Annotated in this window: 10 protein-coding genes; 6 read left to right on the forward strand and 4 right to left on the reverse strand. The window is 72.0% G+C overall.

Features of this window, described 5'->3' with window-relative positions; all coding sequences use genetic code 11:
- Positions 1 to 309: 309 nt before the first annotated feature.
- The gene (locus tag IG78_RS0110810; protein ID WP_030561603.1) at positions 310 to 2,313 is read left to right on the forward strand and encodes an FUSC family protein; all 2,004 of its coding nucleotides are present in this window, start codon (positions 310 to 312) and stop codon (positions 2,311 to 2,313) included.
- 8 nt (positions 2,314 to 2,321) lie between these two features.
- Here the strand turns inward: IG78_RS0110810 and snpA are convergent, their stop codons facing one another.
- Positions 2,322 to 3,005 carry a snapalysin gene (snpA, locus tag IG78_RS0110815; protein WP_030561605.1) on the reverse strand — a complete coding sequence of 228 codons (684 nt, stop codon included), beginning with the start codon at positions 3,003 to 3,005 and terminating at the stop codon, positions 2,322 to 2,324.
- Between the two features lie 208 nt (positions 3,006 to 3,213).
- Between snpA and IG78_RS0110820 the strand changes: the two genes are divergently transcribed.
- Complete coding sequence (locus IG78_RS0110820; RefSeq protein ID WP_030561607.1) at positions 3,214 to 4,284, forward strand: LysR family transcriptional regulator; 1,071 nt, start codon at positions 3,214 to 3,216, stop codon at positions 4,282 to 4,284.
- A 42-nt stretch (positions 4,285 to 4,326) separates the two neighbouring features.
- Here IG78_RS0110820 and IG78_RS0110825 read toward each other — a convergent pair whose 3' ends face one another.
- Entirely contained in the window at positions 4,327 to 6,459 is a 2,133-nt protein-coding gene (locus IG78_RS0110825; protein WP_030561609.1) for a PhoX family protein, read from the reverse strand.
- 239 nt (positions 6,460 to 6,698) lie between these two features.
- Here IG78_RS0110825 and IG78_RS51190 point away from each other — a divergent pair, with 239 nt between their 5' ends.
- Together IG78_RS51190 and metG are read left to right on the forward strand one after the other, a co-directional pair.
- Positions 6,699 to 8,633, forward strand: coding sequence for a VWA domain-containing protein (locus IG78_RS51190; RefSeq protein WP_225882029.1), 1,935 nt, complete (start codon positions 6,699 to 6,701; stop codon positions 8,631 to 8,633).
- Between the two features lie 33 nt (positions 8,634 to 8,666).
- A complete protein-coding gene (gene metG / locus IG78_RS0110835; protein WP_030561613.1) occupies positions 8,667 to 10,295 on the forward strand; it encodes a methionine--tRNA ligase in 1,629 nt (542 codons plus the stop codon).
- Between the two features lie 168 nt (positions 10,296 to 10,463).
- On the opposite strand, the gene IG78_RS0110840 is transcribed toward metG, so the two are convergent.
- Positions 10,464 to 11,048, reverse strand: coding sequence for a TetR/AcrR family transcriptional regulator (locus IG78_RS0110840; protein ID WP_030561615.1), 585 nt, complete (start codon positions 11,046 to 11,048; stop codon positions 10,464 to 10,466).
- A gap of 117 nt (positions 11,049 to 11,165) precedes the next feature.
- Between IG78_RS0110840 and IG78_RS0110845 the strand changes: the two genes are divergently transcribed.
- Both IG78_RS0110845 and IG78_RS0110850 read left to right on the forward strand, forming a co-directional pair.
- Complete coding sequence (locus IG78_RS0110845) at positions 11,166 to 12,041, forward strand: NAD(P)-dependent oxidoreductase (RefSeq protein ID WP_030561616.1); 876 nt, start codon at positions 11,166 to 11,168, stop codon at positions 12,039 to 12,041.
- 328 nt (positions 12,042 to 12,369) lie between these two features.
- The gene (locus IG78_RS0110850) at positions 12,370 to 12,816 is read left to right on the forward strand and encodes an ATP-binding protein (RefSeq protein ID WP_037685384.1); all 447 of its coding nucleotides are present in this window, start codon (positions 12,370 to 12,372) and stop codon (positions 12,814 to 12,816) included.
- Positions 12,817 to 12,853: 37 nt separating this feature from the next.
- Here the strand turns inward: IG78_RS0110850 and IG78_RS0110855 are convergent, their stop codons facing one another.
- A complete protein-coding gene (locus IG78_RS0110855) occupies positions 12,854 to 14,413 on the reverse strand; it encodes an MFS transporter (protein ID WP_051852516.1) in 1,560 nt (519 codons plus the stop codon).
- Positions 14,414 to 14,586 lie beyond the last annotated feature (173 nt).

A 14,586-nucleotide genomic window follows, 5' to 3' on the forward strand; every position in this document is an offset into this window, starting at 1 on the left:
CCCCGGGCAAAGCTCCTAGCCCGTCCGGCACAGCTTCGAGCCCGTCCGGCACAGCTTCAAAAGCCCGTCCGCCGAAGCTTCAAGCCCGTCCGGCGCTTGAGGACAAGCGCGCAGCGCGATTACAGCCCGCCCGGCAAAGTTCCAAGCCCTCCCGGCGAAGCTTCAAGCCCGTCCGGCGTTTGAGGACGAGGCGCGGAGCGCCGATGGGGCGGGGGTCCAGGGGGCGGCAGCCCCCTGGTTATCGGGAAAGGGGCGGGACCGGGGCGCCCCGCGAGGGACCAGCCACCCCCCACCAGCGATAATGACCCCATGCGGAACAGCACACTCCGTCCCCTCACCCCGCCCGACTGGCTGGTCCGCTCGCTGAAGCCACAACCGGCCACCACCCCATGGGCAGCCGTGGCCCGCGCAGCGATCGCCACGAGCCTGCCCCTGGCAGTGGGCACCGCCGCAGGCCACCCGGAGTACGGCGCACTGGCCTCGATGGGCGCCCTGTCGGGCGTCATCGGGGACACGGCGGACGCGTACCGCATGCGCATCCTGAACATCGCCGTCCCCCAGCTCTTCGGCGCCCTCGGCGTAACCCTCGGCTCCCTCGTCTTCGGGCACGGCTGGACAGCGGTGGCCGCGGTCACGCTCGTCGCCCTGGTCTCCGGGATGATGTCGACGATCGGCGCCGTCGCCTCCGTATCGGGACTGCTGCTCCTGCTGAACAGCGTGATCGGCGCGGGCCTCCCCCTGCCGGGCCAGTGGTGGCTCGCCCCCGCCCTGATGACCGGCGGCGGCCTCCTGGTCCTCGCCCTGGCGCTGCTCGCCTGGCCCCTGCGGTCCGGCGTACCGGAGCGCGCCGCGGTAGCGGCCACGTACCGCAGCGCGGCCGCACTTCTGGAGGCGGCAGGCCCGGGCGACGGCACCGCCGCCCGGCACGAGGCCTACGACAGGGCCCGCGCCGACGTCACCGCCGCCCTCAACAAGGCCTACGACCTGGTCCTGGCCCGCCGCACCCGCGACCACGGCCGCAGCCCCGACCTGGTCCGCCTCATCGCCGAACTCAACGCCGTCACCCCCGTCGTCGAGGCCGCCCCCACCGCCCACCGGTACGGCGAGAGACTGCCGCCCGAACTCCCCGCCGCCCTGCGCGCCCTCGCCGACGCCGTCGGCCGCGGCGAACGCCCGGGCGACCCGGCGTACACCGACATCGGCCTGCCGGAGGAACCGGCCCTGCCGTACGGGCCCGCCGCCCGCGCCGTGCACCACGCCCTGCGGCACGCCGCCGACACCCTCGCCGACCCCGACCCGCTCACGGTGGTGCACGCCGAGGACCGCCTCGGCCGCCCGGCCGCGCTGCGGGTCCGCGCCCGCCGCGCCACCCGCAACGTCATCCTCTCCGGGGCCTCCTGGCGCTACGGCCTGCGCCTGGCCCTGTGCATCGGCATCGCCCAGGCGCTGGTGTCGCTCGTCGACGTACCGCGCTCCTACTGGGTGGCCCTGACCATCACGTTCGTACTGAAACCCGACTTCGGCTCGGTGTTCTCACGGGCCGTGCTGCGGGCGCTCGGTACCGTCGCCGGGCTCGTGGTGGCCGCCGCCGTCCTCTCCGCCGTGGAACGCGGCTGGTGGGACGTGCCGGTGGTGCTTGCACTCGCCGCGCTCATCCCGGCCCTCACCCCCCGCGGCTACGGCTACCAGACGGCCGCCATCACCCCGGTCATCCTGCTCCTGTCCGACGTACTGAACCACCAGGGCTTCGGGCTCGTCCTGCCGCGTCTCGTCGACAGCCTCATGGGCTGCGCCATCGCTCTCGTCGCCGGGTATCTGCTCTGGCCGGAGAGCTGGCACACCCGCATCGGCGACCGGCTCGCCGACGCCGTCTCCGACACCGCGCGCTACGTCGAGTGCGCCTTCGGGCCCGAGTCCGAGCAGGCCCCGGCCGCACGGGCCCGGATGCGGCGCCGCCTCTACCGCGACCTGTCCGACATCCGCACCGAGTTCCAGCGCGCCCTGACCGAACCGCCGCCCACCGGGGCGCGGGCCGCCGCGTGGTGGCCGCTGGTGGTGGCCGTCGAGCGGATCGTCGACGCGACGACCGCCGCCCGGGTGCGGGTCCGCCACGGGGCGCGGCAGCCGGGTTCCGTGGAGGTCTCCGAGGTCTCCCGGCAGTTGCGGGAGCTGGCCGGGGGCCTGCGCGAGGTGGAGGTCCTCGTGCCGGTCCCGGTGGAGTTCACCGGGACCGACGAAGGTGTGCTCGGGCCGCTCCGCCAGGAAGTGACAGCGGCCCGCGCGGTGGCTTCACCGGGCGGGCAACTGTCCTGACGTGATCGTCAGCCCTGCTTCTGGACCTGCTTCATCGCCGTGGCGAGGCCGTTGGCCCAGAGCTGGTTGACGCGGGCCCGCTCCTGCGCGTTGGGCTGGGCGTTCTGGCAGGAGGTGCCGGGGCCGCCACCGGACATCAGCTCGGAGCACGGGCCGCGGTAGTTGTCGGGGAGACCGAGCACGTGGCCCGTCTCGTGGGCGGTCACCCGGGTGGAGTTGTACTGCTGGTTCTGCCGGTAGTCGAGGAAGATGTAGCCGCGCCCGTGGCCGTCGGTGCTCGCGTACGAGCCGCGCGGGTCATTGCCCTCGCGGTACGAGAAGCTGGCGCCGGACGTGCCCTGGCGGAGCTGGACGTTGGTGACGGCCGCGTTCCATATGGAGGTGGACGTGGCGATCTGCTGCCGGAACGTGGGCGCCTGCGCGGCGTTGTACGTCACGGTGACGGCCTTGGCGCCCGGGTTGGCGGCCCGCTTCTCGGCGACGGCCTTCACGACGGCCTGGAAGAACGCCTTGTTGGCGGCGGCCTCTTCGCCCGAGCCCGCGTACTTGGCGACGGACGCCGGCGTGGACACCGAGGACGTGGTGCCGGTCGCGGCCCGGGGGGAGTCGGTGGCCGACGCGACGGACGAGGTCCCGAGAGCGGCGACGGCGAGGCCGAGGGCAGCGGCGACAGACAGGTATCGCTTGTGCATGTGGGGGGCTCCCTGCTCGTTCGATGAAAGGTGAACGTTTCGGTATCCGTGAGTGTCGGGGAGCCGCGCCGCCCCGGGATGATGGCAGATGGCGATAGCACCGCCCTATCGCCGCACATCAGGACACCGGGCATACGTGCCAACTCATGGGGGTCCGTCGGGGTTTGGGAGGCTGGTGGGAGGCCGTCAGCCGCTCTAGTCTCACGCCATGGAGCTAGAGGTCAGGCACCTCCGCGCACTCTGTGCCATCGCCGATACGGGCAGCCTGCACAAGGCCGCCCGGCAACTCGGCATGAGCCAGCCCTCGCTGACCACCCAGTTGCGCCGCATCGAGCACGCCGTCGGCGGTCAGCTCTTCGCCCGCGAGCGCACCGGCTGCCGGCCGACACCACTCGGCCGCACCGTCCTCAGCCGTGCCCGCCCCCTCGTCGTGGAGATGCGCGCCCTGCTCACCGAGGCGCGCGCGGTGGCCGCCCGCTCCGCCGACGGCACCCCGCAGTTGCGCATCGGCTCCACCGCGAGCCGCGCCATACCGGGGTGGCTGCGCCGCCTTCGGCACCGCATGCCGGAGGCCGACACCTCGCTCCAGATGGACGTCTCCGCGAACGCGCTGCTGCAAATGGTGGCCGCGGGGCAGCTTGACATCGCCTTCGTGCACGAAGTGGAGGGCAGCCCGCTGCGCCTCCCCGACGGGCTGCGCCGGAGGGTGCTCGTCGAGCGCGAGCCGCAGTTCGTCTCGCTCGCCGCCGACCATCCCGCGGCCCGCAAGCCCGTCGTCCACCTCACGGACCTCGCGGCCGACCGCTGGATGGTGGACCCGACGGTCGACGGCGAATGGGACGGACTGCAAAGGGTGTTGCGCGAAGCGGGGCTCAGCCCGCGCGTCCTGCACGGCGACTACCTCACCGCGGCCACCCTCGTCGCCACCGGTGAGGTCGTCACGGTCTGCCAGCCGACCTCGGTGGCGAGACCCGACCTGGCGGTCAGACCCCTGTACGGCGATCCGCTCGGGGTACGGCTGCTCGTCGCGGCCCGCACCACCGCGGAGCTAGACGCGGTCTACGGCGAGCTGGAGGCCGCGTACTGGGAGGCCGCCGCGGAAGCCCCCGCCTACCAGGACTGGCTGCTCGGCACGAGAGCCACCACACCGCCCCCGGCCGTCGAACAGGTCCCGGCACCCCCCACGACGGCCCGGCTCCCACGCCTCACCCCGGGGCGCATCCCACCGCCGGGCCTCGGACCCGCCCCGGTCCAGAACCTCCGCCCCACCCCGCTGTGACCTCTCCGGCACCCTGACGACAGGGTGCCGTCGTCAGGGTGCTCAGACGCCGATGTCGGAGCCGTCCTTGCGCCACACCGACACGACCGCGGGACGCACGATCCTGCCCGGCCCGTCGGGCCAGGCGCTCGCGGGCTTCTCGACGGACGCGCCGTCGATCTCACCCGGGTGCTGCACGGCGACGAGCACGCGCCTGTCCTGCACCAGCGGACCGCAGGTCTCCGCGCCCTTGGGCATCGTCAGGAACTGCTTGAGCTCACCGCGCCGCTCGCCCTTGGTGGCGACGCCGAACAGGCCGTCGTGGGAGCCGAGCTGCGCGCCGTCCGTGGAGATCCACAGGTTTCCGTGCGGGTCGAAGGTGACGTTGTCCGGGCAGGAGATGGGACTGACCTTGTCCTTCGGGAAGCCCGCGAAGTACGTGGCCGGGTCGTTCGGGTCGCCCGCGACCAGGAAGAGGTTCCAGGCGAAGCGGGTGGACTCCGGGCGGTTGCGGGACTCCGTCAGCTCCAGGACCTGGCCGTGCTTGTTGAGGTTGCGCGGGTTGGCCTCGTCGGCGCCTGCCTTGCCGGGCTTGCCGCGGTCGGTGTTGTTCGTCAGGGCGACGTACACCTTGCCGGTCTGCGGGGACGGCTCGATGTCCTCGGGGCGGTCCATCTTCGTGGCGCCGACCTTGTCGCCCGCGAGGCGCGTGAAGACGTACACCTCGTCGGCGGTCATGCCCTCGACGTGGGAGACGGCCTTGCCGCCCGCGTACGAGGTGGCCAGCGGAATCCACGTACCGCTGCCGTCGAACTCGCCGTCACCGGGGAGCTTGCCCGTGCCGTCGATCTCCTTCTCCGGGGAGTCACCCGTGAACTTCGCGACGTACAGGGTGCCCTCGTCGAGGAGCGTGAGGTTGTGCTCACGGGCCCAGCGCGAGTTCCCCTTCGCCATCCGCTTGCTGCCGACGAACTTGTACACGTAGTCGAAGCGCTCGTCGTCGCCCATGTAGACGACCGGACGGCCGTCGGCGGTCAGACGCGGCTGGGCGCCCTCGTGCTTGAAGCGGCCGAGCGCCGTGCGCTTGCGCGGCACCGAGTCCGGGTCGTACGGGTCGAGTTCCACGACCCAGCCGAAGCGGTTGGCCTCGTTCGGCTCCTTGGCGAGGTCGAAGCGGTCGTCGAAACGCTCCCACTTGCGCTCGGACTCGGCCCCGGCGACGCCGTACCGCTTCAGCCGCGCGGCCTGCGTCGGGTCGGTCACCTTCGCCGCGTTGGCGAAGTACTGGTTGAAGTTCTCCTCGCCGTGCAGCGTCGTGCCCCACGGCGTCGTGCCGCCCGCGCAGTTGTTGAGGGTGCCGAGGACGGTGACGCCGCGCGGGTCGGCCTTGGTGCGGACGAACTCGCTGCGGGCGGCGGGGCCCGTCAGGTGGAACTTGCTGGTGACGGTCAGGCGCCGGTTGAGGTGGTGGCGCGGCACGGCACGCAGCGCACCGCTCCTGCGCTCGCCCTCCACCACGACCACCGAGAGGCCGTGCGCGGCCCAGGCGATCTCGACCTGCTCACGGGTGGGGTTCTTCGCGTCGTACCCCTTGAACATCAGGATCTCGTCCGTGTACTCGTGGTTGGCCACGAGGACCTGACGGCCGTGGTCCTGGCCGTGCTTCTCGCCGGGCAGCGGGAGCAGGCTGAGGAAGTCGTTGTTGTAACCGAACTGGCCCGCCTGCGCCTTGGCGGTCTGCTTGTCCGGGTCGAAGGCGGGCGCGCCGCGCAGGATGGGCTCGCCCCAGCGGATCACCACGTTCTGGCCGTAGCCGGTGGGGACGGTGACCGTGTCGGCGGTGTTGGGGGCGACGGGCGTGAAGCGAAGGCCGCGGGCCGCCCTTTTCCCTCTGCGTTTCGCCGCGGCGGCCGCCGCCTGTGCCTCGGCGGACCCGGACGCCGCCTGCGCATCGGCCGTGCCCGGGCCGAGGGCGAGGCCGCCGGACGCGGCCGTCGCGACGGTCACGACCGCCGCGGCGCGCATCATCGAGCGGCGGCTGAGCGCGCCCGCTATGACGTCACCCATGTACGCGTTGTCGCTGGTGTTGGGCACCGGGTGGAAGCAGGCGTCGCCGCAGCGGAACCGGCACGTCATGGCCGAGCGGCCGCCGGAACCGCCCGGGTGTGAGGTGATCAGAGGCAGCAGCTTGGGCACGGGGTCCTCCATGAAGTGGCCGGTTGGCGGCGCTTTGGCTTTTTTTTGCCGGTGATTCCGGCTGGAGGCTAGGCGGGGTGGCCTGCACGGCGGGGGACTGCGGGTGAACGGAGGGTGAATCCGTGCCTGTCGTGGGCCGCCGGTGCGGGCGCGGCGGGGGCCGCTAACCTTACGTGTCCCTCTTGGCCAGAGGGGGCTCCGGGATTTCGGGGACACAAGTCACGTGAAGGGTTGCGCACATGGGCATTTGGGATCGCCTGCGGGCTGTCTTCCGACGGTCCCGTAACGAGGGCGCTTCGACGGGGGTCCCGTCGACGTCCCCTGAGCTTGCTGCCTCCCCGGCGGGGTCGCCCGACGGCACGCCCGCCTCACCGGCGCGGGACACCGCCGACGGCACGTCCGGCTCCTCGGCGCGCGATGCCGACGGTACGTCCGCCTCTCCGACGCGGGATGCCGCCGACGGTACGTCCGGCTCCTCGGCGCGGGATGCCGACGGTACGTCCGCCTCACCGGCGCGGGATGCCGCCGACGGTACGTCCGGCTCCTCGGCGCGGGATGCCGACGGCATGTCCGCCTCACCGGCGCGGGATGCCGACGGTACGTCCGCCTCCGGCGGTGGGGGTGAGGGCGGGGTCACCGCCGCGCCCGCTGTGACCTCCGTCGGGTCCGCGGCCGCGGAGGCGCTCGTTGCTCAGGCCTTCGACCATGTGACCGTACGCGTACCCGCTGCCCGCCGCTCCGCGGCGGATGCCTCCCACCCGCCCACCCGTGACCCCGAACAGCCGGATGCGGCTACGGCGCCGGGGTCCGACGCCGCCACACCCCTCACCGCCGCACCCCTCACCGCCACACCGCAGGCGTCCCCCGCCGGGGTCACGGAGCCCGCGGAGGCGGAGACGAGCGCCTCCCCTGTGGGCACCTGGTCCGCCCAGGGGGCGGAACGGGTGGGCACAGCCACGGCCGACGGGACCGTCAACGACGAGGGCACCCCCTCCGACCCCCTGGCGAAGCCGGAAACCGGGGCCCCGGCCCACGGGACCCTCGACGACAAGGACGCCCCCTCCAACCCCCCGGCGAAGCCGGAAACCAGGACCCCGGCCCACGGGACCTCCGACGACAAGGACGCCCCCTCCAACCCCCCGGCAAAGCCGGAAACCGTCGGCGTCCAGGCGCAGGACGCGGCCCCGGCGCAGCCGAGCCCCACCCCTGCCGAGCCCAAGGCCGCCCCGGCAAAGCCGGAAACCAGGACCCCGGCCCACGGGACCGACAACGGCAAGGGCACCCCCTCCAACCCCCCGGCAAAGCCGGAAACCGGCGGCGTCCAGGCGCAGGACGCGGCCCCGGCGCAGCCGAGCCCCACCCCCGCCGAGCCCAAGGCCGCCCCGGCGCAGCCGGAAGCCACCACGCAGCCGCAAAGCCCGGCGCAGCCGGAAGCCGGTGCCCGGCCCGCCGGCAAGCCCGCCCTGAGCCTCGCCAGGGTCAAGGCCGTCGCCCCCACCCTCACCACCGCCTACAAGGCAGCAGGCGCAGCCCTCCGCAAGGGGGGCCAGGCCGGCGCCCGGGCGCAGGTGTACCTCGTTCTCGACCGGTCGGGGTCGATGCGCCCGTACTACAAGGACGGCTCCGTCCAGAATCTGGCCGACCAGACGCTGGCGCTCGCGGCCCACACGGACGCCGGTGAGAGCGGCGGCGGCCCCACCCTCCACGTGGTGTTCTTCTCGACGGACATCGACGGCACCGCCGACCTCACACTCGACGCCCACGAGAACCGCGTGGACGAACTGCACGCGGCCTGCGGCCGCATGGGCCGCACCAGTTACCACCGCGCGATCGAGGAGGTCGTGGCCCACTACGAGAAGTCGGAGTCGGCCCGCACCGGCGCACCGGCCCTCGTGGTCTTCCAGACCGACGGCGCCCCGGACACCAAGGGCCCCGCCACCCAGGCCCTGGCCGACGCCGCCCGCCACCCCCTGTTCTTCTCCTTCATCGCCTTCGGGGAGAAGGACAACAAGGCCTTCGACTACCTGCGCAGGCTCAAGGCGGACAACGCCGCCTACTTCCTCGCGGGCACCGACCCCCGGGAACTCACCGACAAGGAGCTCTACGAGGGCATCCTCGCCTCCTGGCGCCCGGAGGCACCGGAGGCACCGGCTCCGCACCAGGGCGAGGTGTGAGTCGATCTTCCTGGGGCCGTTAGGATTTCGGCCATGGCGGCCACTGGATCCGAGAAGCAGGGGACGAGCGAGAACGCGAAGGCGTTCTACGTGTCGACCCCCATTTACTACGTCAACGACGCTCCTCACCTGGGCCACGCCTACACGACCGTCGCAGGCGACGTGCTCACGCGCTGGCACCGCCAGCGCGGCGAGAAGGTGTGGTACCTCACCGGCACGGACGAGCACGGTCAGAAGATCATGCGCACGGCCGAGGCGAACGGCGTCTCACCTCAGGAGTGGTGCGACAAGCTCGTGGAGGAGGCCTGGCGGCCCCTCTGGGAGCACCTGAACATCGCGAACGACGACTTCATCCGCACCACGGAGAAGCGCCACACGGACCGGGTGCAGGAGTTCGTCCAGGATCTCTACGACAAGGGCGAGATCTACAAGGGCGGCTACGAGGGCCCGTACTGCGTCGGCTGCGAGGAGTACAAGCTCCCGGGCGATCTCATCGACGGTGAGGGCGAGTACGCGGGCGAGAAGCTGTGCCCGATCCACAAGAAGCCGGTCGAGCTGCTCAGCGAGGAGAACTACTTCTTCAAGCTGAGCGAGTACGGCGACAAGCTGCTCGCCCTGTACGAGTCGAACCCCGGCTTCATCCAGCCCGAGTCCGCGCGCAACGAGGTCGTGAACTTCGTCAAGCAGGGGCTTCAGGATCTTTCGATCTCGCGGTCGACGTTCGACTGGGGCGTCAAGGTGCCCTGGGACGACAAGCACGTCATCTACGTGTGGGTCGACGCGCTCCTGAACTACGCCACCGCCGTCGGGTACAACGAGAACCCGGCCAAGTTCGACGCCACCTTCCCCGCGAACGTGCACCTGGTCGGCAAGGACATCCTGCGCTTCCACGCGGTCATCTGGCCCGCGATGCTGATGGCGCAGGGCCTGCCGCTGCCCGGCAGGGTCGCCGCCAACGGCTGGCTGATGGTCGGCGGCGAGAAGATGTCCAAGTCGAACCTGACGGGCATCAAGCCGCAGGACCTGACCTCGCACTTCGGCGTCGACGCCTACCGCTGGTACTTCCTGCGCGCCATCGCCTTCGGCCAGGACGGCTCGTTCTCCTGGGAGGACTTCACCGCCCGCTACACCAGTGAGCTGGCCAACGACTACGGCAACCTCGCCTCGCGCCTCGCCGCCATGGTCGGCAAGTACTTCGGCGGCGCGCTGCCCGCCGACGAGGCGCCCGGCGCCGCCGAGCAGACGGTCCGGAACGGCCTGGCCACGGCGGTCGCGGAGGCCGACCGGCGCGTCGGCGACGACCTCGACTTCCAGGGCGGCATCCTCGCCGTCTTCGACTTCGTGAAGCAGGTCAACGGCTACATCACGGAGCAGGAGCCGTGGAAGGTCGCCAAGGACGAATCGCCCGAGGGCAGGGCGCGCCTCTCGACCATCCTCTACACCGCCGCCGAGTCGCTCCGCGCGGTCGCCGTGCTCCTGAACCCCGTCATGCCCGAGACCTCCCAGAAGCTCTGGGACTCCCTCGGCGCCGAGGCCCCGCTGGGCGCCCTCGCCGAGCAGCGGATCCAGGACGCGGGCACCTGGGGGCAACTCCCCGCCGGGGCCACGGTCACCAAGGGCGCCGTGCTCTTCCCGCGCCTTGAGGAGCCCAAGCAGGCCTGATCCCCGTACGGGATTCCCGTACGGAGTCCTCGTACAGAGTCCCCGTACGAAGTCCCCCGAAGGGCCGGAACCGCACGTCGGTTCCGGCCCTTCAGGGTTTGCGTACGCCCACGCGTACGCCCACGCGTACGTCCACGCGCACGTCCACGCGTACGTCTACGCGTACGTCTACGCGTACGTGCCGATGAGCCGCGCGAGCTGCCTGCCCGCCGCCCGCAGCGGCTCCTCGCTGCGGCTCACCTGGGCGGTGACCTCCGCGCCCTCCAGGGCGCTGATGACGGTGGTGGCCACCTCGCGGGCGTCCTGGTCGGCGAAGCCGCAGGCGCGGAGCTTCTCGGCGACGATGTGCTCCCAGCCGCGCAGGGCCTCGGCGCACACCTGCTGGATCGCGGAGTCGGTGCCGAGGGTCTCCAGGGCGGCGGCCGTGACGGGGCAGCCGTCGACCCAGCCGGACTCCCGCAGCCCGCGGGCCAGTTCGACGGCGCAGGCCTCGACGGCGGCGGCCGGGTCGTCCTCGGGGCCGAGCGTGTCCCTGAGGAGCTGGGCGAACTCCATCTCACCGTGCCGGAGCGCGGCCACGGCGACGGCCTCCTTGCCGCCCGGGAAGAAGTGGTAGACGGAGCCGAGCGTGGCCTGGGCATCGTTGGCGATCTGCTTGATGCCGGTGCCGACGTAGCCCTGCCGCTGGATGAGCCGCGCGGCGACCAGGACGATGCGCTCGCGCGTGCTGGGGGGCGCGCTGTGGGGACTCATCCGCCCACCATACCCATTCTCTAAGTAGAGCGTTCGTTCTAGAGCTGTGCTATGTTTTCGCACAGCGCTGGATAGAGCGCTCGTTCTAGTAACTTCACGTACTCACTGGGGGCACCCATGTCGCAATCCGTAACCGTCATCGGCCTTGGTCCGATGGGGCAGGCGATGGCCGCCGCATATCTGGACCGGGGCTACGAGGTCACCGTCTGGAACCGCACCCCGTCCCGCGCCGACGCGCTCGTGGCACGCGGCGCCGTGCCGGCCGCGAGCCCGGAGGAGGCGCTGCGCGCCAACGAGTTGGTGATCCTGAGCCTGATCGACTACGACGCGATGTACACGGCGTTCAAGGGGGCCGAGCAGGCCGTCGCGGGCCGGGTCCTGGTGAACCTGAGCTCGGACGTGCCGGAGAAGGCGCGCGCGGCGGCCCGCTGGGTGACGGGCCTCGGCGGTACGCATCTGACGGGCGGCGTCCTGTCCCCGCCGCCGGGGATCGGCAGCCCGGACATGTCGACCTTCTACAGCGGCCCGCGAGAGACGTACGAGAGGTACCGCGCGGACCTGGAGGTCATCACCGGCAGGACCGACCACCGGGGCGAGGACCCGGGCCTCGCCGCCCTCATGTACCAGCTCAACATGGTGATCTTCTGGCCCGCGATGCTCGCGTACTGGCAGGCCGTCGCGCTCGCGGGCGCGCACGGCATCACCGCGTCGGAGATCGCCCCGTACGCGGTCGAGAACTACGCGGGCATGGGGCAGTTCATCGACTTCTACGCGCCCCGGATCGACGCGGGCAACCACGCGGGCGACGTGGACCGCCTGTCCATGGGCGTGGCCAGCATGGAGCACGTCGTCCACACGAACGCGGACGCGGGCGTGGACACGGCGTTCCCCGAGGCGGTCCTCGACGCCTTTCGGCGCGGCGCGGCGGCGGGCCGCGGCGCGGACAGCTTCAGCAGCGTGGTGGAACTGCTCCGCGCCCCGGCGGGCTCTTGAGCGGCTCGCCGGGATCCCGGTGACCCGCCACGGGTCCTCACGGCAGCCGAGGCATGGTCACACCTGGTCACCGGCTGAGCGGGGCACCGCTCAACACCCGCGCGCCGGAGCACGCGGCGCGTGATACCGGATCGTCGCCGGTCCGCGCTCACCACCACCCCAACAGCGCTGCTCAAAGCCGTGATTGAGAAGCCCCGTTCGGATTCAGATTACGGAACGCCCTTGCGTGTGCGAAAAACCTGACCCTACGGTGTGTCACGCCTCGACCACACAGAGCAACGGCCCTGCCGCCCGCCTCCGACTCCACCACGACACACTGGAGTTCCGCATGCACCGCAGCAGCGACACCGGCGACGACCACACATCTCCCTGGCAGTACACCCTGCACATCCCCAACGATCTCCGTGCCGTTCCCATCTGCCGTCGCACGCTCGGCGTCATCCTCACCGCCCACGGCCTCCCGCACCTCGCCGAGTCCGCCGAACTCGTCACCACCGAGCTGGTGGCCAACGCCGTCACGCACACCAAGGGCCCGGCGGCCCTGCGCCTGTACTGGTCCGAAGCCGTCCTGCGCATCGAGGTGTGGGACGCGGACCCGACCCCGCCACGACCACCCTCTCCTTCGGCGCGGGACACCCTGCTGCTGGAGGCGGGCCGCGGCCTCGCCCTCGTGAGGGGGTGCGCCGACGGCTGGGGCTGGTATCACCTGGACAGCGCCCATCTGACGGAGGGAGAGGGCAAGTTCGTATGGTGCGAGCTGGCCGAGGCGGCATGAGGCGGCAGTCGTCCCGCACGGGGCCCCAGGGGGTCGGCTACGGCAGTGCGGCCGACCGCCCTCCCCCGGCCCCGAGCAGCGCCCAGGCCGCACAGGCCGCGCCCAGCAGGATCCAGAACCCCACGAACAGTGCGTCGGTGTAGCCCTGGACCGAGGCGGCCGCGGCGCTCGCGGCGCGGTGGGCGGCCACGTACGCCGCTGCCGCGCTCGACGCGACCGTGTTGAGCAGGGCGGTGCCGAGCGCGGCGCCCAACTGCTGCGAGGCGTTGTACGCGGCCGAGGCCGCGCCGATGTCATGGCCCGCCATCCCCGCCGTCGCCAGGCTCGCGGTCGGCGGCAGCACACAGCCGAGGCCCAGTCCGGTGAGGACGAGGGAGGGGACCAGATACAGCCAGAAGACATGCCCGCTGTCCGCGCTCAGTCGGGTCAGGACGAGCATGCCCGCGGCCGCCGCGAGCAGGCCCGACACCACCAGAGCCCTCGGCGCCACCCGCCCGTGCAGCCTCCCCGCCACGAACGTCGCCCCGACCAGCGCGGCGAGCGCGTTGACGATCAGCGTCAGGCCCGCCTCCACCGGCGAGTAGCCGAGCGCCGTCTGGGTGTAGTAGCTCATGAACAGGTAGAAGCCGAACATCGCGACGAACAGCAGCGTGATCGCGACGAACGCGCCCGCCCGTGCCCGGTGCAGCAGGATCCGCAGCGGCAGCAGCGGTCGGGGCGCCCGCAGTTCGACGGCGACGAACGCGACGAGGAGCACGACACCGGCGGTGAGGAGCGCGAGCACCCGGCCCGACGCCCAGCCCCGCGGCTCCGCCTCGTTGAACGCGTACACCACCGCTGCGAAACCCCCGGCCGACAGCAGCGCCCCCGGCACGTCGAGCCGCCCGGCGCCCTGCGCGCCCCGCACCTCTTGTGCCCCTTGTGCCTCCTGTGCCCCCTGTGGCTCCTGTGGCTCCTGCACGCCCTGCACGCCCTGCCCCTTACGGTCCCGCGGCACGAACGTGGCCCCGAGGACCGCGAGCAGCGCCACCGGCACATTCACGTACAGGCACCACCGCCAACTCGCGTACTCCGTCAGGAGCCCGCCCGCCACCAGGCCCACCGCCGACCCGGCCGCGCCGACCGCGGCGAACACGCCGAACGCGCGCCCCCGCGCCCGCGGCTCGGTGAAGGTGATCGTCAGCAGGGAGAGCCCCGCGGGCGCGAGCAGCGCCGCGAACACGCCCTGGAGGGCCCGCGCCCCGAACAGCATCCCGGAGTTCGCCGCGGCCCCGCCGAGCGCCGAGGCCGCGGCGAAGCCGACAAGACCTGCGACGAAGGCCCGGCGGTGGCCGAGCGCCCCGCTGACCCGACCACCGATGAGCAGCAGTCCGCCGAAGGCGAGGGCGTACGCGGTGATCGCCCACTGCCGGCTCGCGTCCGACATGCCGAGGGCGCTCTGCGCGGAGGGCAGCGCGATGTTCACGATCGTCCCGTCCAGGACGACGAGCAGTTGGGCGGCGCTCACCGCGAGCAGCGTCCACCAGCGCGTTGTGCGTTCCTTGCCGGCGTCGGTCAGGGGTTCGGCGGCCTCGGCCGCGGTGCGTTCGGGAGTCATGGATTCAAGTGTTTCGTTGAAGTGCTCCCGGAGACTTCGCGCGGGTGAGCGGGGAGGAAAGGCGGTCAGGTCTCAAGCGGGGGTTGAAGTGACCGGAGACACAGTTTGCACGTGGCTTGATTTGCACTGTGCCGATGAGCCGTTGATCACTTCGTGACCGGCCTCACTTCGTC

Source organism: Streptomyces aureocirculatus, from assembly GCF_000720475.1.
Taxonomy (GTDB): domain Bacteria; phylum Actinomycetota; class Actinomycetes; order Streptomycetales; family Streptomycetaceae; genus Streptomyces; species Streptomyces aureocirculatus.

Excerpts from the sequence above, each read along its gene's own strand:
- IG78_RS0110810 (WP_030561603.1), top strand. The coding sequence starts at position 310 with ATGCGGAACAGCACACTCCGTCCCCTCACCCCGCCCGACTGGCTGGTC.
- snpA (WP_030561605.1), bottom strand. The coding sequence starts at position 3,005 with ATGCACAAGCGATACCTGTCTGTCGCCGCTGCCCTCGGCCTCGCCGTC.
- IG78_RS0110820 (WP_030561607.1), top strand. The coding sequence starts at position 3,214 with ATGGAGCTAGAGGTCAGGCACCTCCGCGCACTCTGTGCCATCGCCGAT.
- IG78_RS51190 (WP_225882029.1), top strand. The coding sequence starts at position 6,699 with ATGGGCATTTGGGATCGCCTGCGGGCTGTCTTCCGACGGTCCCGTAAC.
- metG (WP_030561613.1), top strand. The coding sequence starts at position 8,667 with ATGGCGGCCACTGGATCCGAGAAGCAGGGGACGAGCGAGAACGCGAAG.
- IG78_RS0110840 (WP_030561615.1), bottom strand. The coding sequence starts at position 11,048 with ATGAGTCCCCACAGCGCGCCCCCCAGCACGCGCGAGCGCATCGTCCTG.
- IG78_RS0110845 (WP_030561616.1), top strand. The coding sequence starts at position 11,166 with ATGTCGCAATCCGTAACCGTCATCGGCCTTGGTCCGATGGGGCAGGCG.
- IG78_RS0110850 (WP_037685384.1), top strand. The coding sequence starts at position 12,370 with ATGCACCGCAGCAGCGACACCGGCGACGACCACACATCTCCCTGGCAG.
- IG78_RS0110855 (WP_051852516.1), bottom strand. The coding sequence starts at position 14,413 with ATGACTCCCGAACGCACCGCGGCCGAGGCCGCCGAACCCCTGACCGAC.